Annotated in this window: 22 protein-coding genes; 15 read left to right on the top strand and 7 right to left on the bottom strand. The window is 70.2% G+C overall.

Going from position 1 to position 22,023, the window contains the following annotated elements; all coding sequences use genetic code 11:
- Positions 1-49: 49 nt before the first annotated feature.
- Positions 50-214, bottom strand: a complete 165-nt coding sequence (locus tag ACWEPL_RS47360) for a hypothetical protein (RefSeq protein WP_165959788.1) — start codon at positions 212-214, stop codon at positions 50-52.
- Between the two features lie 235 nt (positions 215-449).
- Here ACWEPL_RS47360 and ACWEPL_RS47355 point away from each other — a divergent pair, with 235 nt between their 5' ends.
- The 4 genes from ACWEPL_RS47355 to ACWEPL_RS47340 all read left to right on the top strand — a co-directional run bounded on the left by ACWEPL_RS47355 (position 450) and on the right by ACWEPL_RS47340 (position 3,981).
- A complete protein-coding gene (locus ACWEPL_RS47355) occupies positions 450-1,103 on the top strand; it encodes a response regulator transcription factor (RefSeq protein ID WP_350722895.1) in 654 nt (217 codons plus the stop codon).
- A gap of 52 nt (positions 1,104-1,155) precedes the next feature.
- Entirely contained in the window at positions 1,156-2,460 is a 1,305-nt protein-coding gene (locus ACWEPL_RS47350; protein ID WP_363966610.1) for a sensor histidine kinase, read from the top strand.
- Positions 2,461-2,780: 320 nt separating this feature from the next.
- Positions 2,781-3,080, top strand: coding sequence for a DUF4193 domain-containing protein (locus ACWEPL_RS47345; protein ID WP_020542847.1), 300 nt, complete (start codon positions 2,781-2,783; stop codon positions 3,078-3,080).
- Between the two features lie 79 nt (positions 3,081-3,159).
- Positions 3,160-3,981 carry a hypothetical protein gene (locus tag ACWEPL_RS47340; protein ID WP_350722893.1) on the top strand — a complete coding sequence of 274 codons (822 nt, stop codon included), beginning with the start codon at positions 3,160-3,162 and terminating at the stop codon, positions 3,979-3,981.
- Here the strand turns inward: ACWEPL_RS47340 and ACWEPL_RS47335 are convergent.
- The 3 genes from ACWEPL_RS47335 to paaI are packed head-to-tail and all read right to left on the bottom strand — an operon-like array spanning position 3,970 to position 6,245.
- The gene (locus tag ACWEPL_RS47335; protein WP_363965953.1) at positions 3,970-4,566 is read right to left on the bottom strand and encodes a TetR/AcrR family transcriptional regulator; all 597 of its coding nucleotides are present in this window, start codon (positions 4,564-4,566) and stop codon (positions 3,970-3,972) included. The genes ACWEPL_RS47340 and ACWEPL_RS47335 overlap by 12 nt on opposite strands.
- 3 nt (positions 4,567-4,569) lie before the next feature.
- Positions 4,570-5,865, bottom strand: coding sequence for a phenylacetate--CoA ligase PaaK (gene paaK / locus ACWEPL_RS47330; RefSeq protein WP_363965951.1), 1,296 nt, complete (start codon positions 5,863-5,865; stop codon positions 4,570-4,572).
- Positions 5,865-6,245, bottom strand: a complete 381-nt coding sequence (gene paaI, locus ACWEPL_RS47325; RefSeq protein ID WP_350723237.1) for a hydroxyphenylacetyl-CoA thioesterase PaaI — start codon at positions 6,243-6,245, stop codon at positions 5,865-5,867. The genes paaK and paaI overlap by 1 nt, the downstream gene beginning before the upstream one ends.
- 99 nt (positions 6,246-6,344) lie before the next feature.
- On the opposite strand from paaI, the gene paaN reads away from it, so the two are divergent.
- The 4 genes from paaN to ACWEPL_RS47305 all read left to right on the top strand — a co-directional run bounded on the left by paaN (position 6,345) and on the right by ACWEPL_RS47305 (position 11,996).
- On the top strand, positions 6,345-7,991 hold the full coding sequence (gene paaN, locus ACWEPL_RS47320; RefSeq protein WP_452440123.1) for a phenylacetic acid degradation protein PaaN: 1,647 nt from the start codon (positions 6,345-6,347) through the stop codon (positions 7,989-7,991).
- 81 nt (positions 7,992-8,072) lie between these two features.
- Complete coding sequence (locus ACWEPL_RS47315) at positions 8,073-9,020, top strand: MBL fold metallo-hydrolase (protein ID WP_452440122.1); 948 nt, start codon at positions 8,073-8,075, stop codon at positions 9,018-9,020.
- The gene (locus ACWEPL_RS47310; protein WP_452440121.1) at positions 9,017-10,552 is read left to right on the top strand and encodes an FAD-dependent monooxygenase; all 1,536 of its coding nucleotides are present in this window, start codon (positions 9,017-9,019) and stop codon (positions 10,550-10,552) included. The genes ACWEPL_RS47315 and ACWEPL_RS47310 overlap by 4 nt, the downstream gene beginning before the upstream one ends.
- Before the next feature lie 10 nt (positions 10,553-10,562).
- Positions 10,563-11,996: an alpha,alpha-trehalose-phosphate synthase (UDP-forming) gene (locus tag ACWEPL_RS47305; protein ID WP_350722881.1), complete on the top strand. Its 1,434-nt coding sequence runs from the start codon at positions 10,563-10,565 to the stop codon at positions 11,994-11,996.
- Here ACWEPL_RS47305 and ACWEPL_RS47300 read toward each other — a convergent pair.
- Positions 11,929-12,213, bottom strand: a complete 285-nt coding sequence (locus tag ACWEPL_RS47300; protein WP_452440120.1) for a DUF4235 domain-containing protein — start codon at positions 12,211-12,213, stop codon at positions 11,929-11,931. The two genes, ACWEPL_RS47305 and ACWEPL_RS47300, sit on opposite strands and share 68 nt — an antisense overlap.
- Positions 12,214-12,321: 108 nt before the next feature.
- Between ACWEPL_RS47300 and valS the strand changes: the two genes are divergently transcribed.
- Positions 12,322-14,811: a valine--tRNA ligase gene (gene valS, locus ACWEPL_RS47295; RefSeq protein ID WP_363965943.1), complete on the top strand. Its 2,490-nt coding sequence runs from the start codon at positions 12,322-12,324 to the stop codon at positions 14,809-14,811.
- 68 nt (positions 14,812-14,879) lie between these two features.
- Here the strand turns inward: valS and ACWEPL_RS47290 are convergent, their stop codons facing one another.
- Complete coding sequence (locus ACWEPL_RS47290; protein WP_452440119.1) at positions 14,880-15,398, bottom strand: ArsR/SmtB family transcription factor; 519 nt, start codon at positions 15,396-15,398, stop codon at positions 14,880-14,882.
- A 57-nt stretch (positions 15,399-15,455) separates the two neighbouring features.
- On the opposite strand from ACWEPL_RS47290, the gene ACWEPL_RS47285 reads away from it, so the two are divergent.
- Positions 15,456-16,688 (top strand): MFS transporter, encoded by a 1,233-nt coding sequence (locus ACWEPL_RS47285; RefSeq protein WP_452440118.1) that lies wholly within the window; start codon positions 15,456-15,458, stop codon positions 16,686-16,688.
- On the opposite strand, the gene ACWEPL_RS47280 is transcribed toward ACWEPL_RS47285, so the two are convergent.
- The gene (locus ACWEPL_RS47280) at positions 16,666-18,819 is read right to left on the bottom strand and encodes a DUF6351 family protein (protein WP_452440117.1); all 2,154 of its coding nucleotides are present in this window, start codon (positions 18,817-18,819) and stop codon (positions 16,666-16,668) included. The two genes, ACWEPL_RS47285 and ACWEPL_RS47280, sit on opposite strands and share 23 nt — an antisense overlap.
- 155 nt (positions 18,820-18,974) lie before the next feature.
- Here ACWEPL_RS47280 and ACWEPL_RS47275 point away from each other — a divergent pair, with 155 nt between their 5' ends.
- The 5 genes from ACWEPL_RS47275 to ACWEPL_RS47255 all read left to right on the top strand — a co-directional run bounded on the left by ACWEPL_RS47275 (position 18,975) and on the right by ACWEPL_RS47255 (position 22,020).
- Positions 18,975-20,234, top strand: coding sequence for an AI-2E family transporter (locus ACWEPL_RS47275; RefSeq protein ID WP_452440116.1), 1,260 nt, complete (start codon positions 18,975-18,977; stop codon positions 20,232-20,234).
- An 11-nt stretch (positions 20,235-20,245) separates the two neighbouring features.
- Positions 20,246-20,473, top strand: a complete 228-nt coding sequence (locus tag ACWEPL_RS47270) for a hypothetical protein (RefSeq protein ID WP_452440115.1) — start codon at positions 20,246-20,248, stop codon at positions 20,471-20,473.
- Positions 20,470-20,910 carry a dUTP diphosphatase gene (dut, locus tag ACWEPL_RS47265; protein ID WP_363965932.1) on the top strand — a complete coding sequence of 147 codons (441 nt, stop codon included), beginning with the start codon at positions 20,470-20,472 and terminating at the stop codon, positions 20,908-20,910. Before ACWEPL_RS47270 ends, dut begins: the two co-directional genes overlap by 4 nt.
- A 45-nt stretch (positions 20,911-20,955) precedes the next feature.
- A complete protein-coding gene (locus tag ACWEPL_RS47260; protein WP_363965930.1) occupies positions 20,956-21,594 on the top strand; it encodes a DUF3710 domain-containing protein in 639 nt (212 codons plus the stop codon).
- Positions 21,595-21,813: 219 nt separating this feature from the next.
- Positions 21,814-22,020 carry an OB-fold nucleic acid binding domain-containing protein gene (locus ACWEPL_RS47255; RefSeq protein WP_225289212.1) on the top strand — a complete coding sequence of 69 codons (207 nt, stop codon included), beginning with the start codon at positions 21,814-21,816 and terminating at the stop codon, positions 22,018-22,020.
- Positions 22,021-22,023 lie beyond the last annotated feature (3 nt).

Raw genomic sequence — 22,023 nt, 5'->3', positions numbered from 1 at the left:
CCACCCCCCGGCCCGCCCCCCCCGGGGCGCCCCCCCCGTACGCGCTTGGTCAGCGGGGCAACGGGATGCCGTGATCGTCGGCCAGCCTGCGCAGGTCCTCGATCTCGGCGGTGAGCGTGTCAGCGAGATATTCGTCGCCGACGCTACGGGCCTCCCGAAGGCCCTTATAAGCCTGGTCGAGGCGGTGTTCGATCGTAGTCGTGAACTCGCCCATCTCACCTACTCTCTGGGGTCCGATCCATGCTCTTGGGCGAAGTACGCCCATTGCCGGGTGATGTCCGGGCGATGGGTGTCCCGCAGGCATACCCCGGCCCGTCGCACCCCGAAACATGAATTTTGTGCTCCTCTCCCTGACCGGAGGGTCACCCACCTCTGAACATGCCTTACCGTGCGCTTATCGAGGCTGTGGACAGAATGAGTGACCAGAATCGGAGAGAGGTGCATCAGGCGTGCGGGTGCTGGTGGTTGAGGATGAGCGGGTGCTCGCCGACGCGATCGCGACCGGGCTGCGGCGCGAGGCCATGGCGGTCGACGTCGCCTACGACGGGGGCGGCGCCCTCGAGCGGACCTCCTACATCGACTACGACGTGATCGTGCTGGACCGCGACCTGCCGGTCGTCCACGGCGACGAGGTGTGCCGTCGCCTGGTGGAGCAGCGGAGCGCCTCGCGGATCCTGATGCTGACCGCGTCGGGCGACGTGGACGACAAGGTGGAGGGTCTCGGTCTGGGGGCCGACGACTACCTGGCCAAGCCGTTCGTGTTCATCGAGCTGGTCGCCAGGGTGCGTGCGCTCGGCCGCCGCTCCGCGCCCGCCCTGCCGCCCGTCCTGGAGCGCGGCGGCATCCGGCTCGACCCGGGCAAGCGGCTGGTGGAGCGCGACGGCAAGGAGGTCGTGCTGACCAAGAAGGAGTTCGCGGTGCTCGAGGAGCTGATGCGGGCCGAGGGCGCCGTGGTCAGCCAGGAGGACCTGCTGGACAAGGCATGGGACGAGAACATCGATCCCTTCACGAACGTGGTCCGCGTGACCATGATGACGCTGCGGAAGAAGCTGGGCGAGCCTCAGGTGATCGAGACTGTGCCCGGGGTTGGGTACAAACTGTGAGAAAACGGCGATCCATTGAACGCCGCACGGCCGTCGCGGGGGAGGCCCCGTGATGGAGAGGTCGGAGGAGCTCCAGGCGGGGCCGACGCATCCGATGATCAGCCCGCATTCGGCGAGGAAGGCGACGCGCGTGCAGCAGGCGCCACCACCCAGCGGGCCGCCCGCCTGGGACGGCCCGCCGCCGCCCGCGGAGCAGACCCAGCGCACGCCGCTGGAGCGGATGAGGGAGCTGCCCGCCAAGGTCAGCATCCGGTGGCGGCTGACGCTCACGTACGGCGCGCTCGTCTTCGTGGCGGCCGCCGTGCTGCTGGGGTCGGTCTACATGATCGTCGGATCGGCGATCACCTGGGCCTGGCCGACCATCGATCTGGGACTGCCTCCCAGCGCGGACGAGCAGCTCCAGAACGCCTGGCACAACATGCAGGCGCTGGCGATCCAGCGTGCGCGGGACGCGCTGTTCGGCAACTCCCTGCTCGCGCTGATGGGCGTCGGCATCCTGGCGCTGATCATCGGCTACTTCGTGGCCGACCGGGCGCTGCGGCCGGTGGCCCAGATGACGGCGACGGCGCGCAAGCTGTCCGAGAGCACCCTGGCCCACCAGCGCATCGACCTGCAGGGCCCCAACGACGAGCTGAAGGAGCTGGCCGACACGTTCGACGCCATGCTCACCCGGCTCAACGTCGCCTTCGACACCCAGCGCAGATTCGTGGCCAACGCCTCCCACGAATTGCGAACTCCCCTCACGATTAACCGGACCGTCCTGGAGATCGCCCTGTCCGATCCCGAGGCGTCCGAGGATCTCAAAGCGCTCGGCCGTACCCTTCTCGAAGTCAACGCGCGTAACGAGAAGCTCATCGAGGGACTGCTGCTGCTGGCGAGGAGCGAGCGCGAACTCGCCGTACGCAAACCGGTCGATGTCCGGGAAGTCGCTCAGACGGCCGTGGAACAGGTGACGGCCTTCGCCGAGGAGCACGGGGTAACCGTGACGGCCGAACTGGTCAGCGCGCCTACCATAGGCGATCCGGTGCTCCTGGAGCGGTCGGTCAGCAACCTCCTGGAGAACGCGGTCAAGTACAACATTCCTGAAAACGGAAAAGTATGGATCCGGACGGGAATGGCGGACGGTGCCTTGGTTGTTCAGGTGGCCAACACAGGGCAGCATGTCCCGGCGTACGAGGTGAACAGCCTGTTCGAGCCCTTCAGGAGGCTCCACGCGGACCGCGTGGATTCGGCGAAGGGATCGGGGCTGGGGCTGTCCATCGTTCGTGCGGTGGTTCAGGCTCACGGTGGAAATGTGGCCGCGGTGCCACGTGATGGTGGAGGGCTCGTCGTGACCATTCGGCTCCCGAGACGCTGAGATCGTCTTGCTCCGGCTCGTTCGTCCGTGTGTTGGTGCCCGTGTTGAGGCGTGGGGGGCGTCTCATTCACGCCGCACATGTGGTTGGATGTGCCGTCGAACACGGTGGTGCATGGCGCCAAGGCTGTGGGTTTCGCCATATTTGGCTAACCATTGCCGACGGCAGCAGGCCCTGACGTGTTGGGAGGTTCGTCGTCCGTTCCCGCGGGGTACCCATGGGAAATCTCCCCGGCGGAACGGGCACAAGATGGGCTTCCTGGACGTTAGAAGACGCGCGATGAGCGCGAGGACATATAGATGAGGGGGATGGAGTAAGCACAATGGCTACCGACTACGACAGCCCACGCAAGACAGACGACGACCTGGGGGAGGACAGCCTCCAGGAGTTGCAGGCGCGGCGCACCGACAAGTCGTCTGGCAGCATCGACATCGACGAGACCGACCTGGCCGAGTCGCTCGAGCTGCCCGGTGCGGATCTGTCGAACGAAGAGCTCTCCCTGCGGGTGATCCCCCGTCAGGCCGACGAGTTCACCTGCTCGCGCTGCTTCCTGGTGCACCACCGTAGCCAGCTGGCCTCCGAGAAGAACGGCCAGCAGGTCTGCCGGGAGTGCGCCGCCTAATCGACTGGAGCGAAAAGCTCGGGGTAGGGAGACGAAGCCCGACCGTGAGTGATCGCGACCATGAGGACGGAGGCAACGCGTGGCCGTACCTGAGCAGGACAAGCAACCAGACAACGAGGTCGCCGGCCCCGAACGCGAGGTCGGCGAGCTCGTAGGCAAGCTCACCGCGCCCGGCGAGCTGGAGCCGGCCGAGCGGCGCAGGCTGCTCGGCCGACTAGCCCGCGCGCTGTCCGAGGGGGCCAAGAAGGCACGCGCCACGGGCGCGGGCCGGGGCCGCTGGCTGGCGGACGTCTTTCTCAACATCGCGCCGCGCATCCCGATCAGGGACCTGCACACCCTTTCCGAGCACCATCACGGCCTGACCGGCGAGCAACTCGCCGACGACCTGGTGCGTACCGCCCAGAAGGCCACGATGACGGTCGGCGCCATCGGCGGAGCGCTCGCGGCGGCAGAGTTCGCCGCACCGCCCCTTCTGCTCTCCGCCCCCGCGCAACTCGTCGCCGAGACCATCGTCGTCGCCGCCATCGAGGTCAAGCTCCTGGCCGAGTTGCACGAGGTCTACGGCGTACGCGTCGAGGGCTCGGGCACCCAGCGCGCGGTCGCGTTCACGGCCGCATGGGCCAGACAACGTGGCATCGACCCCCTCACGCCCACGTCCGTCTCGCTCGCGCTCGGCGCGGCCACCAAGACCGCCCTGCGCAACCGCCTCCTCCGGACGCTCGGCCGCCACCTGACCACGCTCGGCCCGTTCCTCACGGGAGCGATCGCCGGCGGCGCGCTCAACCGCATCGCCACCAAGAAACTCGGCGAGGCCGTACGCAACGACCTGCGCGTCAAGCTGCCCCGCGGCGCCGAGACCCCCGAGGTCGATCCTCCGCGGCGGGACGCGTTAGACCCGTAGGCCGGTGAAGGTCATCTTGAGCAGCGCGTCGGCCAGGTCGTCCGCCGAGGCCCCGCGCGCCGGTCGGTACCACTCGGTGATCGAGTTCACCGCGCCGAACAGCAGTCGCGTCACCAGCGCCGGGTCCACGTCCGGCCGGATGCTGCCCTCCGCCGCCGCCTCCTTGACCAGGTGGCTGATGAACCTGTCGAACTCCCGCCGCCGCTCCAGCGCGGCCTGCTCGGTGCTGCTGTTGCCGCGCACCCGCAGCAGCAGCGTCACGTACGGCAGCCGGTCCACGAGGATGCGCACGCTCTGCCGGACGGCCCACTCCAGGCGGTCGATCGCGGGCCCCGAGGCGGCGCGCTCGTCGGTCACCACCGCGAACAGCCCGTCGAGCGCCCGGTCCAGCGCCCGCGCCAGCAGTTGCTCCTTGCCCGGCACGTGATAGTAGATGGCCGACTTGGTCACGCCGAGAGCCCTGGCCAGGTCCTCCATGCTCGTCCCGTCGTAGCCCCGCTCGTTGAAGACGCCGACGGCGGTGGACAGCACGGACTCCGGGTCGTGTCCGCGCTTGCGCTGGCGGGTGGGGGTCGGAGAGGCCATGTCTTAATTATCCCGCTTGTCGATGACTCGTTTGAGCTTGCCGACCGAGCGCTCCAGCGTCTCCGGATCCACCACCTCGACCTCCACGCTCACGCCCACGGTGTCCTTGACGGCCCGGCGCAGCGCCTCCCCGGCCTCCCCACGGCTCGCGAGGCCGGGGCGGGCCTCGACCCTGACCGTCATCACGTCGAGCCGCCCCGGGCGGGTCAGGTGGAGCTGGAAGTGCGGTGACAGGCCCTCCACGCGCAGCACCAGCTCCTCGATCTGGGTCGGGAACACGTTCACGCCGCGCAGGACGATCATGTCGTCGGTGCGGCCCGTCACCTTCTCCATGCGCCGGAACGCGGGCCTGGCGGTGCCCGGCAGCAGCCTGGTGAGGTCGCCGGTGCGGTAGCGGATGACCGGCATGGCCTCCTTGGTGAGGCTGGTGAAGACCAGCTCGCCCGCCTGCGCGGGCTCCCCGGTGAGGGGATCGACGGTCTCCGGGTAGAAGTGGTCCTCCCAGACGTGCAGGCCGTCCTTGGTCTCGACGCACTCGTTCGCGACGCCGGGGCCGATCACCTCCGACAGGCCGTAGATGTCCACGGCGTGCAGGTCGAAGCGGTCCTCGAGCTCCGCGCGCATGCGCTCGGTCCAGGGCTCGGCGCCGAAGATCCCGATCCGCGGGGAGGACGCGCGGGGGTCCAGGCCCTGCCGCTCGAACTCGTCCAGCAGGGCCAGCATGTACGACGGCGTGACCATGACGATGTCGGGCCGCAGATCGGTGATGAGCCGGACCTGCCGGGGCGTCATGCCGCCGGAGACCGGCACCACCGTGCAGCCCAGCCGCTCGGCCCCGTAGTGGGCGCCCAGCCCGCCGGTGAACAGGCCGTACCCGTAGGCCACGTGCACGATGTCGCCCGGCCGGCCGCCGGAGGCGCGGATCGAGCGGGCCACGACGTCCGCCCAGACGTCCAGGTCGTGCCTGGTGTAGCCGACCACGGTGGGCGTGCCCGTGGTGCCGCTGGAGGCGTGGATCCTGGCCACCTGCTCGCGCGGGACGGCGAACATGCCGAACGGGTAGGTGTCGCGCAGGTCCTGCTTGGTGGTGAAGGGGAACTTCGCCAGGTCGGCGAGCTCTTTGCAGTCGCTCGGATGCACGCCCGCCTGGTCGAATTTTTGCTGATAAATCGGGACATGTTGGTAGGCGTGGGTGAGCGTCCGCTGGAGCCGCTCCAGCTGGATCGACATGAGCTCGTCGCGGGACGCCCGCTCGATGGGATCGAGATCTTCCGGCGCGGGGGGATCGCCGAGTCTCATCAGCCCTCCACCTGTCTCAGTTCTCTGCTGCGGCCGCGGAACTCGGCGACCACCCGGCCGGCCGCTCCGCGCACCGTGATGTCGTAGATGCCGCTGCGGCCGTAGCGGGTGCGCTCGGCGGCCTCGGCCACCAGCACGTCGCCCGCGTGGGCCGGGGAGACGAACGTGATCTCCGCGCCCGCCGCCACCGTCACCGGGCCGTGGCTGTTGCAGGCGCACGCGAACGCGGTGTCGGCCAGCAGGAACACGTAGCCGCCGTGACACAGGTCGTGCCCGTTGATCATCTGGTCGGTCACGGTCATGCGGCACACCGCCCGGCCCTCGCCGAGCTCCGTCAGCTCGATGCCCAGGGCGGCGGAGGCGGTGTCGGCGTCCATCATGCGACGCGCGCTCTCCAACGCAGGTCTCCCTTGTCAACTGACCGAATGTTCGGTAAACACTTCACCGTCCGGACCATCCCTGTCAAGAGGATGAACACCATGTTCGAGCAGCACCGCGAGACTCTGGAGAAGGCGCTGTCGGCCATCGCCGAGCGGGGATACTGGAGCGCCTATCCCGAGTCGCCGAGCCCGCGCGTCTACGGTGAGGGGGCGGCCGAGCGGGGCAAGGAGGCGTTCGAGTCCTACCTCGGCAAGCCGTTCCCCCTCGACCAGCCGGACACCGGGTCCTGGATCGGCGCCGAGCGCTCCCCGTACGGCATCGACCTCGGCGTCACCTACCCGGAGCCGCTCGTGGACGACCTGATCGCCGCGGCCCGGGCGGCGCTGCCCGCCTGGCGCGACGCCGGGCCCGAGGCCCGCGCGCTGGCCTGCGTCGAGATCGTCGACCGGATCAACCGGCGCAGCTTCGAGCTGGCCAATGCGGTGCAGCACACGACCGGGCAGGCGTTCGTGATGGCCTTCCAGGCGGGCGGGCCGCACGCGCAGGACCGCGCGCTCGAGGCCGTCGCCTACGGCTACGCGGCCATGACCTCCTCGGCCGCGAGCGCCCGCTGGGAGAAGCCGGCCAAGGGCGAGCCGCTGGTCATGGACAAGCGCTTCACGGTCGTGCCCCGGGGCGTCGCGCTGGTGATCGGCTGCAACACGTTCCCGACCTGGAACGCGTACCCGGGGCTGTTCGCCTCGCTCGTCACCGGCAACCCGGTGATCGTCAAGCCCCATCCGCGCGCGGTCCTGCCGCTCGCCATCACCGTGCGGATCGCCCGCGAGGTGCTGGCCGAGGCGGGCTTCGACCCCGGGCTGGTCTCGCTCGCGGCGGAGGAGGGGCAGGGGCTGGCCAGGACGCTCGCCACCCACCCCGACGTCCGCATCGTCGACTTCACCGGCTCCACGGAGTTCGGCGACTGGCTGGAGCAGAACGCGCGGCAGGCGCTCGTGCACACCGAGAAGGCGGGGGTCAACACGATCGTCGTCGACTCGACCGGCTCCTGGCGCGGCATGCTGGGCAACCTGGCGTTCTCGCTGTCGCTCTACAGCGGCCAGATGTGCACGGCGCCGCAGAACCTCCTCGTGCCGGCCGGCGGGATCGAGACGGACGAGGGGCACAAGAGCTTCGACGAGGTCTGCGCCGGGCTGGCGGGCGCCGTCGGCAGGCTGCTCGGGGACGACGCCCGCGCGGTGGAGCTGACCGGGGCCATCGTCAACCCCGACGTGCTGGCCCGGGTGGAGGCGGCGCCGTCGCTGGGCGAGGTGGTGCTGGAGTCGCGCGCGGTGAAACACCCGGGGTTCCCGGACGCGGTGGTGCGGACGCCGGTCATCGTGAAGGTCTCGCCGGACGACTCCGACGTCTACGGGCGGGAGCATTTCGGGCCGATCGCGTTCGTCATCCCGACGGGGTCGACGCAGGAGAGCCTGGAGGTGCTGCGCCGCACGATCAAGGCCCGCGGGGCGCTCACGGCCGCCGCCTACTCCACCTCCGACGAGGTGCTCGACCAGGCCGAACGGGCCGCCCTCGACGCGGGGGTGAACCTGTCGTGCAACCTGACGGGCGGCGTCTTCGTCAACCAGTCGGCGGCGTTCAGCGACTACCACGGCACGGGCGCCAACCCGGCCGCCACGGCCTCGCTCACGGACCCGGGCTACGTGGCGGGCCGCTTCCACATCGTCCAGACCAGGCGCCCGGCGTGACGTGGGACGGCGTTGGGAGAGGTGCCGTCGGAGGGGGAAGAGGTTCTGGCGGGTGCTGACCCCGTCGCGGGAGGAGTGGTGATGGCCAGACCGTTCGCCTCGTCGGCCGATCTCGGCGAGAAGAAGCAGTCCCTGGAGGTGCTGGCCGAGGGCGTGTACGCGCTCACGGCAGAAGGCGATCCGAACGTGGGCGCCATCGAGGCCGAGGACTTCCTCGTCTGCTTCGAGGCGCTCGCCACGCCCGTGGCCGCCCGCGAATGGCTGGCCAGGCTGCGGGAGCACTCCGACAAGCCGATCAGGTACCTGGTGCTGTCGCACTACCACGCCGTCCGGGTGCTGGGCGCGTCGGCGTTCGGCGCGGACGTGATCGTGACGCACGACAAGACCCGCGAGCTGATCGCCGAGCGCGGCGAGCAGGACTGGGCCAGCGAGTACGCCAGGATGCCCCGCCTGTTCAAGGAGCCCGGGTCGATTCCTGGGCTGACGTGGCCGACGGCGACGTTCAGCGACACGTTCACCATCGACCTGGGCGGCGACCGGGGCGACCTGGTGCTGGCCCACTGCGGGCGCGGCCACACCGAGGGCGACCTGGTGGCCTGGCTGCCGAAGCGACGGATCATGTTCGCCGGCGACCTCGTCGAGTCCCAGGCCGCCCTCTACACCGGCGACGCCTTCCACCTCGACTGGTCCGCCGCGACGCTCGACAAGGTCGCGTCGTTCGGGGCGGAGACGCTGGTCGGGGGCAGGGGCGCGGTGGCGCGCGGCCGGCGGGGGGTGGACGCGGCCATCGCGCAGACGCGTGACTTCCTCACCGTGATGCTGCGCGAGGTCGGCGCGGCGGGCTCGCTCAAGGAGGCGTTCGAGCGCACGCACCGGGCGCTGGCGCCCCGGTACGGGTCCTGGCCGATCTTCGAGCACTGCCTGCCGTTCAACGTCTCCAGGCTCTGGGACGAGCTGCACGGCGTCGAGCGCCCGCGCATCTGGACCGCCGAGCGCGACCGCGAAGTCTGGGACCAGCTCCAGTCATGAACGCCCCAGCCAGTGCGCAGGTCATCGTGGTCGGGGCGGGGCCGGTCGGGCAGAGTGCCGCGCTGCTGCTGGCCCGCTGGGGCATCCAGGTGCTGGTGCTCGACCGGCGGGCCGGGCGCGACTCCACCGGGTCGAAGTCCATCTGCCAGCAGCGCGACGTGCTCGACATCTGGACCGCCGCCGGCGCGGGCAAGATCGCCGAGGAGGGCCTGGCCTGGACCACCGCCCGCACCTACTACCGCGACCGCGAGCTGTTCTCCTGGTCGTTCGAGCGCGAGGGCCCGCTGCCGGCGTGCGTGAACATCTCCCAGACCCGCACCGAGCAGATCCTGGACGAGGCCATCGCGGCGCAGCCGCTCATCGAGGTGCGCTGGGACCACGAGGTCACCGGCCTCGACCAGGACCCCTCGGGGGTGACGGTCCGCTGCGGTCAGCGGTCGCTGCGCGCGTCCTACGCGCTGGTCTGCGCGGGCGCCAGGGCCCAGCAGGTACGCCAGGCGCTCGGTGTCTCGTTCGACGGGGAGACGTTCGACGACCAGTTCCTCATCTGCGACATCAGGGCCGACCTGCCCGGCTGGGAGAACGAGCGCCGCTTCTACTTCGACCCGCTGTGGAACCCGGGCCGCCAGGTCCTGATCCATCCCTGCCCGGGCGGCACGTTCCGGATCGACTGGCAGATCGCGCCCGACTTCATCCCAACAAAAGCCGATATTTCCAGAAAAATTGGGCAGATCATCGGCGGCCGGCCCTATGACCTGCTCTGGCACAGCACGTACCGCTTCCACTCCCGCATCGCCTCCCGCATGCGCGTCGGCCGGGTCCTGCTGGCCGGCGACAGCGCCCACCTGGTGGCCCCGTTCGGCGCCAGAGGGCTCAACTCCGGCGTGCCCGACGCCGAGAACGCGGCCTGGAAGCTGGCCTTCGTGCTCAACGGCTGGGCGGGGGAGGGGCTGCTGGAGTCGTACCACGCCGAGCGGCACGCGGCCGCGCGGGAGAACCTCGAGATCACCGCCGCCACGATGCGCTTCCTCGCCCCCAGGACCGTGGCGGAGCGCATGCGCAGGCGGGCCGTGCTGGAGGGCGGGCTGGTGGCGGAGGTGGACTCGGGGCGGTTCGCGGAGCCGTTCTGGTACGTGGACTCGCCGCTGACGACCCCCGAGCCGACGCGGCCGTTCGGGGGCAGGCCGCCCAAGGGCGCGCTATGCGTTCCGGCGCCCGGCGTGATCCTTCCGGACGTGGGACTTTCGGGCGGCAGGTTGCGGGAGTTCTGTCGTGACGGTTTTCTCGTGTTGTTGGGTGATATGTGCGATTCGCGTTTGTTTGCGCAGGTCTTGGGCAAGGTCATTACGGCGCCGCTCGCCGTGCGCGGGCTCGCGGAGATGGATGGGACCGGCTCGCTCGCTGAAAGGCTCGGCGCCGGACCGGATGAGGCATGGCTCATCAGGCCCGACTCCCACATCGCCGCGATCATCCCCCATGCGGGTCCCGACTCGGTGGCGGACGCCGTCCGCCGCGTGCTCGGCGAACAATAGGAGGAACTGCGTGACTGGCCGTAGCTCGTTTCTGATCGTCGCGAACCGGTTGCCGGTGGATCGGATGCTCGAGCCTGACGGAACGGCCTCGTGGCGCAGGAGCCCTGGCGGGCTCGTGACCGCGATCGCACCGGTGATGAAGCGCCGGCACGGAGCCTGGCTCGGCTGGCACGGAGCCCCCGACGAGAAGCTGGAGCCGTTCGAGCAGGACGGCATGAACCTCATCCCGATCCCCCTGTCGGCCGGCGAGGTGGAGCTGTACTACGAGGGCTTCTCCAACGCCACTCTCTGGCCGCTCTACCACGACGTGGTGGCGCCGCCGGTGTTCGACCGGGCGATGTGGGACACCTACCGCGCCGTCAACGAGCGCTTCGCCAACGCCGCCGCCGACGCCGCCGAGAAGGGCGCGGTGGTCTGGGTGCAGGACTACCAGCTCCAGCTCGTCCCGGCCATGCTGCGCAGGCTCAGGCCGGACCTGCGGATCGGGTTCTTCCTGCACATCCCGTTCCCGCCGACCGAGCTGTTCTGGCGGCTGCCCTGGCGAAAGGACCTCGTCGAAGGGCTGCTCGGGGCCGACCTGGTGGGCTTCCAGCTGCCCGGCGGGGCCTCCAACTTCCGGCGGCTGTGCCGCAGGCTGCTCGGGCTGCCGTACAAGGGGAACGAGATCTTCCTCGACGACCGGGTGGTGACCACGCAGGCGTTCCCCATCTCGGTGGACTTCGGGCAGCTCGACTCGCTGGTGCGCGACCCGCAGATCATGGCGCGGGCCAAGGAGGTCAGGGCGGAGCTGGGCGATCCCGAGCACGTGCTGCTCGGCGTCGACCGGCTCGACTACACCAAGGGCATCGGGCAGCGGCTGGAGGCGTTCGGCGAGCTGCTCAAGGACGGGCGGCTGAAGGCGAACGAGGCCGTGTTCGTGCAGATCGCCACGCCCAGCAGGGAGCGGGTGGAGGAGTACAAGCGGCTGCGCGACGACATCGAGCTGCAGGTCGGGCGGATCAACGGCGAGCACGCGCAGCTCGGCTACCAGCCGGTCCAGTATTTCCACCAGTCGTACGACCACGCCGAGCTGGCCGCCCTCTACCTGGCCGCCGACGTCATGGTCGTGACCCCGCTGCGTGACGGGATGAACCTGGTCGCCAAGGAGTATGTCTCCTGCCACCACGACCTGCACGGCGCGCTGGTGCTCAGCGAGTTCGCCGGGGCGGCCGACGAGCTGCGCCAGGCCTACCTGGTCAACCCGTACGACGTGGAGGACGTCAAGCGGCAGATGGTGGCCGCGATGCGGGCCACGCCGCACGAGCTGGCCCGGCGGATGCGCACGATGCGCCGCCGGGTAGCCACCTACGACGTGGACCGCTGGGCCAACGAGTTTCTCACTGCCCTTGAGTCACCTGCTTCACAGACTTCCACGCGTCGTAACGCTTCTTGGCGGTCCGGTTGACCACGATCTGCGCCACCGACATGCCGACGCCCATGAGCACGGCGTAGCCGATCGCCTCCCCCATGCTGACCTCGGGCGAGTCTGTGTCGAGCGGCGGCTCCTTCCCGGTCGCCTTCACCCAGACGAACCCGAGGACCTTCCTTGCCGCCCAGCCGGTGGCCAGACCGACCAGGCCGCCGATCACACGCCAGGCGATATCGGGCTTGTCCTCCGCCATGTCGATCTCCCTTCCCCTCTGTAACGAACACTAGTCTGCACCGCTTGCCGGGCCTGCGAAGCCGTACCATATGGAGGCATGACTCAACAGCGACTACGCCATGCATCCATGCCGGAAAAGCCGACCCTCGACGGCTTGGAGCAGGTATGGGTAGCTCGCTGGGAGGACGAGGGCACCTACCGTTTCGACCGGTCCGCGCCGCGCGAGCAGGTTTATGCCATCGACACGCCGCCGCCGACCGTGTCCGGCTCGCTGCACGTCGGTCATGTCTTCTCCTTCACCCACACCGACATCATGGCCCGCTACCAGCGGATGATCGGCAAGTCGGTGTTCTACCCGATCGGCTGGGACGACAACGGCCTGCCCACCGAGCGCCGGGTGCAGAACGTCTACGGCGTGCGCTGCGACCCGTCGCTGCCCTATGACCCTGACTTCGTGCCACCGGACAAGCCCGGCAAACGTGAGATCGCCATCTCGCGGCGTAACTTCGTGGAGCTGTGCCACAAGCTGACCGCCCTCGACGAGCAGGCGTTCGAGGAGGTCTGGCGGCGGGTCGGCCTGTCGGTCGACTGGTCGCTGCTCTACACCACGATCAGCGACGAGGCGCAGGCGGTCTCGCAGCGCGCCTTCCTGCGCAACCTGCTGCGTGGCGAGGCCTACCTCGCCGAGGCGCCGACGTTGTGGGACGTCACCTTCCGCACCGCCGTCGCCCAGGCCGAGCTGGAGGACCGGGAGTGGCCCGGCGCGTTCCACAAGATCTCGTTCTACGGCGAGAAGGGCCCGGTCTTCATCGAGACGACCAGGCCCGAGCTGATCCCGGCGTGCGTGGCGCTGGTCGCCCACCCCGACGACGAGCGCTACCAGCCGCTGTTCGGCACGTCGGTGCTGACGCCGCTGTTCGGGGTGGAGGTGCCGGTGCTGGCCCACCGGCTGGCCGAGCCCGACAAGGGCACCGGCATCGCCATGATCTGCACGTTCGGCGACATCACCGACGTCACCTGGTGGCGGGAGCTGCACCTGGAGACCCGGCCGATCATCGGCTGGGACGGGCGGCTGCTGGCCGAGCCGCCGGAGGGCGTGGAGGCGGAGCCGTACAAGGAGCTGGCCGGCAAGACCGTGCACAGCGCCCGCGAGCGGATCGTGGAGCTGCTGCGGGAGTCCGGCGACCTCGAGGGCGAGCCGAGGCCCGTCTCGCGCACGGTCAAGTTCTACGAGAAGGGCGACCGGCCGCTCGAGATCGTCACCACCCGCCAGTGGTACATCCGCAACGGCGGGCGCGACGAGGAGCTGCGTGATCGGCTGCTGGGGCGCGGGCGCGAGCTGACGTGGCACCCGCCGCACATGCGCGTGCGCTACGACAACTGGGTCGAGGGGCTCACCAGCGACTGGCTGATCTCGCGCCAGCGCTTCTTCGGCGTGCCGTTCCCGGTGTGGTATCCGATCGACGAGTCGGGGCAGCCCGTCCACGACGCGCCGATCGTGCCCACGGAGGACATGCTGCCGGTCGACCCGTCCTCCGACGTGCCGCCCGGCTACACCGAGGACCAGCGCGGCGTGCCCGGCGGGTTCATGGCCGACCCCGACGTGATGGACACCTGGGCCACCTCGTCGCTGACGCCGCAGATCGCGGGCCGCTGGGAGACCGACGACGACCTGTTCAAGCGGGTCTACCCGGCCGACCTGCGGCCGCAGGCGCACGAGATCATCCGCACCTGGCTGTTCTCGACCGTGGTCAGGTCGCACTACGAGTTCGGCCGGCTGCCGTGGAGCGACGTCGCGATCTCGGGCTGGATCCTCGACCCCGACCGCAAGAAGATGTCCAAGTCCAAGGGCAACGTGGTCACCCCGCTCGACCTGCTGAAGCAGCACGGCTCCGACGCGGTGCGCTACTGGGCGGCCAACGGCCGCTACGGCGTGGACACCGCGTTCGACGCCGGGCAGCTCAAGATCGGGCGGCGGCTCGCGATCAAGATCCTCAACGCGTCCAAGTTCGTCCTCGGCCTGGCTGTGAACGACGGGCCAGGATCAAACACGGTCACCGAGCCGCTCGACCTGTCGATGCTCGCGGGCCTGTCCGACGCCGTGCGCGAGGCCGGCCAGGCGTTCGAGGCCTACGACCACACCAGGGCTCTGGAGGCCGTGGAGCGCTTCTTCTGGGCGTTCTGCGACGACTACCTGGAGCTGGTCAAGGCCAGGGCCTACGAGTCCGGTCCGGCCGCCGCCTCCGCCCACGCGGCGCTGCGGCAGGCGCTCGACGTGCTGCTGCGGCTGTTCGCGCCGTTCCTGCCCTTCGTGACCGAAGAGGTGTGGTCGTGGTGGCGCGAGGGGTCGGTGCACCGGGCCCCGTGGCCCGCTCTCCCGCGCGGGGCCGGCGACCCGGCCGTGCTGGCCGTGGCGTCCGAGGTGCTCGGCCAGGTGCGCAAGGCCAAGTCCGAGGCCAAGCAGTCGATGCGGGCCGAGGTCTCCAGGCTGACCGTTTGGGCGCCCGAAGTCGGGCTTGTCCGCCAAGCTCAGGACGACCTTTGTGCCGCAGGCACTGTGGAGGAGTTCGTCTTGGAGTATGGTGACGAGCTGAAAGTCGAGGTCCACCTGGGCTGACGTCCGGATGGCAGGACGCCGGGCCGCCCCCTCTGCGGGGCGCCCGGCGTCCGTGCGTCCAGGGGTCCTCAGGGGTCCCGGGTGACGTCGCGGTGCATGGCCAGGAAGATCGAGTACGCCTGCCCGTCCGGCGGCGCCTGCCGCCCGCGAAACTCGTCGAACAGTTCCTCCAGCCGCCTGCGCAGTTCCGCGTGCCCGTCGGGGGTGAGCCTGAGCCCCAGCCTGACGAGGTCGGCCCGCTCGATGTCGATGAGCCTGCTCTCCTGCAGGAACGCGTCGAGCATCGCCGCGCTGCCCCCGCCCACGCCGCTCTCGCGGACGTCCATCTCCCACGACTTGCCGGTGGCCCGGTAGGGGATCTCCGTGGAGCCGCGCGGCCCCGGCCGGCTGGGCTCGGCGGACAGGAAACCCGTCTCCACGAGCTTGCGCACGTGGTGGAGGGTGGTGGCGGGGTTGGCGTCGAGGCGGCCGGCGATCTCTTTGTTGGTGAGCGCCTGGTCGAGACAGAGCCGCAGGATGCGCAGCCGTACGGCCGAGGCCAGCGCGCGGGCCTCGGCCTCGGTGGCGGGGCGGCGTTGGGTGCCCATGGACCGCCACCCTATAACCGGTTGATTTTTCTCAATCGGTCAGGGATGCTCTGACGGGTGAGCCTGTTACGCGATCACGACTTCCGCCGGTTGTTCCTCGCCGACGTCGCCAGCCAGGCGGGCAGCCAGCTCCTGGTGCTGGCGCTGCCGCTGGTGGCCGTGTCGGCGCTGCGGGCCTCCGCGTTCGAGGTGGGCCTGCTGGCGGCATGCCAGACGCTGGCGTTCGTGGTGATCGGGCTCCCCGCCGGCGCCCTCGTCGACCGGCTGCGCAAGCGCGTGGTCATGGTGGTCAGCGATTGGGCGAGGGCGCTGGCGCTCGCGTCCGTGCCGGTCGCGTGGTGGCTGGACGTGCTGACGATCCACCAGCTGTACGCGGTGGCGCTGGTGCTGGGTGTGTTCACCGTGTTCTTCGACGTCGCGTACCAGAGCTACCTGCCCTGCCTGGTCGAACGCGAGCGGCTCGTCGAGGGCAACTCCACGCTGGAGATCGTCCGCACGGTGGCGCAGGTCGGCGGGCCGAGCGGGGGCGGCTACCTGATCCACCTCCTCACCGCGCCGTTCGCGCTGGTCGCCACGGTGGCCGGGTTCGCCTGGTCGGCGCTGTGCCTGGGTACGATCCGCAGGCACGAGGCCCGTCCGGAGCCCGGCCGGGCCAACCTGGGCCAGGAGATCGCCGAAGGCGTGCGATTCGTGCTCGGGCACCGGCTGCTGCGCCGCATCGCCGGCTGCACCGCCACCGCGAACTTCTTCGTCTCCGTGGCCCAGCCCATGTTCCTGCTCCTCCTGGCCAGGGAGCTCGGCCTGGACGCGGGCACCATCGGGCTGCTCATGGCCTCGGGCGGCCTCGGCGGGATCGTCGGCGCGCTGGTCAACGCCCGGGTCGTCAGGCGGCTCGGGCAGGGGCCGGCGATGTGGCTGGGCATAGCCGTGCCCGCGCCGCTGACGTTCGTGCTGCCGTGGATGGCGGCCGACTGGCGGCTGGGGCTGTTCGTGGCCTACGAGTTCTGCGTCGGGGCGGGAGTGGTGATCTACAACGTCACGCAGCTCAGCTTCCGCCAGGCCATCACGCCCGAGCCGCTGCTCGGGCGGGTGAACGCCACCATGCGCTTCCTGGTGTGGGGCACGCTGCCGCTGGGCGGGCTGATCGGTGGCGCGCTGGGCGGGGCGATCGGGGTGCGGAACACGCTCCTGGTCGCGGCTGCCGGGGCCTGCCTGGCGTTCCTGCCGCTGGCCACCTCGCCCCTGCGCTCGATGCGCGAACTGCCCGTCAGTAGTCGCACACTCCGGTAGGGAAGATCTGCTTCAGCCTGGCCCGCTCCTCCTCGGTCGGGTGCCAGGAGCCGTACAGGCCCCTCGCGACGGCCCGATCGACCGGTTGGAGGCGGCACCTGTAGACGCCGCCCGCCAGCGGGCCGCCCGCCACCACGCGGCTCGTCGAATAGAGCGGGAAGCGCTGCGTGCAGGCGCCGGGGGAGCGGCGGTCGAGGATGCCGTCCCAGACGTGCGGGCCCGCCGCGATCTGCGTGCCGTCCGTGGCGAAGCAGCGGTCCACCGCCTCCGGCGGCCTGTTGCCGACCACGCCGCGCGCCGGATATTTCCGGATGTTGGCCATCCAGGCGTCCATCACCTGCAGCGCCTGCGGCGTCTGGTCGAACTTCGGCCCGTCGGGCCGCGCGTCCGTGAACCAGATGACCTGGTTGCCCGCCCGGCCGTCGTGGTCGAGCATCCGCTGCCTGGAGGCGAACGACTGGTGCGAGTCGTGCATGTCGAGCCGGTCCTCCAGGTAGTGCCGCCAGTCGATGATCGGGATGTCGATGTCGCCCATGAACACCAGGCCGCTGCGCCGCACGTTCCTGATCGCGATCGGGTCTCCCGCGCGCCTGGGCGCCGGGTCGCCCAGGTTGACGTTGCGGGCGCTCCAGGGGTCGAAGTCGGCCGGGCAGGCGGACTGCACGAACGGGCAGCCCTCCTGGACCATGTCCGCAGCCTCCTTCCACGAGCCCGCCTTCGCGTTGACGTCCAGGAACTCGGCCGGGGTGATCACGCCGTCGGCCAGCGCCTTCAGCCCGTACTGGACGCCCACGTTGTCCCAGGTCGAGCGGGCGTACCCGTGCTCGTCCACGCCGTAGACGTTGCGCGCGTCGTCCCAGTGCGTCCACTGCACGGTGTCCTTGACGCCCGGCGGGTCCATGCGCTGCCACTCGGGGTCGTTGTTCGAGGTCCACCGAGGATTCATGGTCAGCGGGGTCAGGCCGCGCCAGCCGTTGACGCACTCGTCGGAGCCCTGTCCGCCGGTGTACGGGTTCGCGACCGTGTCGCTGGCATTCATGCCGATGAGGGCCGTCCTGTCGTCCCACCGGGCCCAGCGCGGATTGCGGTCCATGTAGCGTTCGAGCAGCTCGCAGTCGCCCACGTGGATGGTCTGGGTGACCATGTCCGGATAGGAGTACTGCGGGATCGCGGCGTCGATCAGCCGGTCGCCCAGGTTCTGGCCGTAGATGTACTGCTGGATGGCCCCGCCCGAGCCGCCCACGCCCACCGTGTAGAGCGGGACGCCGTACTGCTCGATGAAGCGCTCCTTGACCATGAGGGCCGTCTCGCCGCCCAGGATCAGGTTGTAGTGGGTGGAGGTGCGGGTGCCCGACGAGTACATGATCGCGTAGCCCTGGCCCAGCCCGTACGGGTCGAGGGCGTTGCCGCCGAGCGTGCCCTGGTCGTGGCCGATCCCCACGCCGCCGTCGAACCGGTAGATCGCCCGGCCGGTCCAGCCGTCCTCGACCATGGCGATGGAGTAGAGGAAGCGGTTGATCACGCCGCGCTCCCTGCGTACCACGAAGTCGACCGTGCGGCCGTCCGGCAGCGTGGTCGTGGACATGTCGGCGGGCCGCCCGGTAGATCCGCTCGTCGGCATGGGCTTGAACGTGCCGTCCGTGGACCGGTAGAGGCGGTCGGTGACGGCCGGCGCGAAGCAGTCCCTGCTCCAGCCGCCCGCGACGCGCATGCCCTGGCCGTCCTGGTTGTCCGCCGCGGGCGGGCCCAGCCCGCTGCGCTCGGTCTTGCACAGGAACGGGTACTGGTGCGGACCCGAGAAGACCGGCCCCTCGATGGGGTGGTTGCGCAACGTCAGCGTCCGCCGCTCCCGGCCCGCCGTGGCGACGATCGTGTTCGCTCCCGTCCTCAGGCCGGTGACCAGGGCCGTGAGGCCGTCCCTGGTCTGCTTGAAGGCCGCCGTGACGTCCTCGCCGTCGCGCGTGACCCGGAGCCGCGTGCCTTCGCGGTGGCGGACCCTGAGCAGGGCGTCACCGCCGGTGATCTGGTCGGGGCGGCTGGAGAGCACGTCCAGCGCCAGGTCGGCGCGGGAGGCGTACGCGGGGGCGGGCAAGAGCGACGCGAGCACGGCGAGGACCACCACAGCCTTCATGACCATGACGGTGACACGCCGTCCATCCCTTGCACAGGCCCGACCTTGGCGAGGTGGGCTTGTGCTGGTCGCGCGGCCTTAGCGTCGCTCTGTGGTCAGCCGCCCCATGATTTATGGGCGCGCATCCGGGCCGCGGACATGCCAGTCTGGAATATGTGTTTCCCGACCGCCCTACCAAGCTCGTGCCGCCCGTGCTGGCCAAGATGGCCGCGTGGTGCGCGTGCCTGATCCTCGTCGGCGTGGTCGTCTACTTCTTCGCCCTCGTCATCGCCCGGCTCACGTTCGTGGCGCTGCCCGTGGCGATCGCGCTGCTGCTGACCGCGCTGCTGTTCCCGCTGACCAACAGCCTGCGCCAGGCGGGCATGCGGCCCATCTACGCCACCTGGATCACCATGCTGGTGGCCCTGGCCGTGCTCGCCGGCACCGGGTGGCTGGTGGGGGCGCGGGCTAGCGACGAGTTCCCCAACCTCGTCCAGCAGGTGCAGGCGACGGCCCGATCGGTGCAGGACTGGCTGATCACCGGCCCCCTGCACCTCAAAGAGGCGCAGATCACGAGCTACGTCGACGAGATCGCCACCATGGTCAACACGCAGCGCACGGCCATCACCGGCACCGTGCTGACGGCCGGGGCGGTCGCCTTCGAGGTGCTCGCGTCCATCGTGCTGCTGCTGTTCGTGACGTTCTTCCTGCTCAAGGACGGCGAGCGCATCTGGTCGTGGGTCCTGCGGGGGTTCGGCAACGTCGCGCCGCGCGTGGACCGGGCCGGGCGGGCCGCCTGGGCCACGCTCTCCCACTACGTGCAGGGCACCGTGGCCGTGGCCGCGGTGCACGGGCTGATCATGGGCATCGTGCTGGCGGGCATGGGCGTGCCGCTGTGGGCGCCGCTGGCCGTGCTGATCTTCTTCGCCAGCTTCATCCCCATCGTCGGCATCTTCTTCGCCGGCACGGTCGCCACCCTCGTCACGCTGGGCGCCAAGGGGCTCGTCTACGCGCTGATCTTCCTCGGCATCCTCATCGTCGAGCAGCAGCTGGAAAATCACGTGCTCCAGCCGCTGATCGTGGGCCGGGCGCTCAACTTCCATCCGCTGGCGATCATCCTGGTGCTGGCCATCGGCGGCATCCTGGCCGGCATCGCGGGGGCCGCCGTCGCCGTGCCGGTGGCCGCGGTGATCTACCGCGCGCTGCCCGAGCTCATGCATCAACCACCTGCCCTGCCACCGCCCAGCCATGGTCCCGGTGAGGACAAGGGGCCCAGAGGGGACGCCGGGGGAGGGCCCGGCGAGGTTCCCCGGCCGCGCGGCGAGGGGGCCGCTCCCCGCGACGACGCATCCGGATCGCGCGGCGCGGAGCCCGGCGGGAGAGGCGCCGAGCCCGGAAGCCAGGGCGAGAACGGCCGGCGGGTGGACACCGAGTAACCTCGTCAGCCGTGACTCCCTGTCTCCTCTCCGCTCCCGTGGGCACGACACTCCACTTGCGTGCCGGGTGCGACGGCAATGCGGGCGGGAAGGCGTACCTTGAGGCTGAGGGGCGAAACAGCCCTCCGACGGTCCGTCCGCCCGTCCGCGCGGCGGCGCTGTTCGCCGAGGTGAGCATGGGACACTTCGCCAAGCACGCCACCGTACAGAACACCCAGGACTACGAGGTGAACCCTTGAGCAACGCAGAGGTCCTCATCCAGCGGCTCGACGCCGGGCTGCCGATGCCGTCCTACGCCCACGCGGGAGACGCGGGCGCCGACCTCTACGCGGCCGAGGACGTCGAGTTGCTGCCCGGCGAGCGGGCTGTCATCGGGACGGGCGTCGCGATCGCCCTGCCCGACGGCTACGCCGCGTTCGTCCACCCGAGGTCCGGGCTGGCCGCCAAGCACGGTGTCACGCTGGTCAACGCGCCGGGCACGGTCGACGCGGGCTACCGCGGCGAGATCAGGGTGACGCTGATCAACACCGATGCCAAGGAGCCGTTCCGCCTCCAGCGGGGCGACCGGGTGGCCCAGCTCGTGGTCCAGCGGGTGGAGCGCGCGGCCTTCTACGAGGTGGAGAGCCTGCCGGGTTCGGTGCGCGGCGCCAACGGGTTCGGATCTACAGGACGATGAGCATCGGGCCGCGCTGACGGCCCGCGAGCGAGGAGAGTGAGGAACGTGTTCCGACGTCGTCGTCGTGAGCAGCCGGAGCAGGTCGTCGAGCAGGATCCTGCCGCCCTTGCGCGAGATTCCGGCCCGTGGGACGCCGACGAGCCCCACCCGGAGACCGACAGGATCGACCTGGGCGGCCTGCGGCTGCCGCACAATCCCGACTTCGACGTGCGGCTGGCCTCCGTCGGAGACCAGCACGTCGGTGTCGTCGTGCTCTACGAGGAGAGCTCGCTGCAGCTCCAGGCCCTGGCCGCACCGCGCAGCTCGGGCCTGTGGGACGAGGTCAAGACCAAGATCCTGGCCCAGGCGCAGCATCTGGAGGAGCGGGAGGGCCCGTTCGGCAGCGAGCTGAGGGGCGAGATGAAGGTCGAGGACGGCTCCCGTCCCGCCCGATATCTCGGCATCGACGGGCCCCGCTGGTTCCTGCTCGCCGTGATCTCCGGCAAGGCGGCGCTGGACGAGGCCGTGGCGGCGGCGTACATCGACTTCGTCAAGGACGTCGTGGTGGTCCGGGGCAGCGACCCGATGGCCCGCGAGGAGCCCATCCCGCTGCGCCGCCCCAACGAACAAGCAGGCGAGACGGGCGACGATCGGCCCGGGTTCAACCCGTTCAAACGGGGACCCGAAATCAGCGAGATTCGCTGAGGGCTGACATCGCGCCGACATCACATAGGCTGATTCATCATGAGTACGGCAGAGCCTCCGAAACGCGGGGGATTGCGCGGGTTCTTCAGTCGGCTGGCCTCACCCCAGTCCGAGATCGAGGCCCAAGAACTGCGAGAAGACGCCGACGAGGTCGGCGCGACCCCCATCGTCTCGTGTGGCGGCCGTCGGCGCTTCTGCGTGGCAGGTACGCTACGTACGGTGACACTCCGTCCGAGGGGCGGCGCCCCCGCCCTCGAGGCCGAGCTCTACGACGGGTCCGACGTGATCGACCTGGTCTGGCTCGGCCGCCGCAAGATCGCGGGCATCGAGCCCGGCCGCACGGTCAAGGCCGAGGGCCTGGTCAGCATGCAGGACGGACGCAAGGTGATGTTCAATCCGCGTTACGAGCTGCGCCCAGGGAGTTGACAC

Source organism: Nonomuraea sp. NPDC004186, from assembly GCF_053603495.1.
The sequence above is the reverse complement of the archived record's forward strand: the minus strand, read 5'-3'. Positions and strand labels throughout refer to the sequence as shown.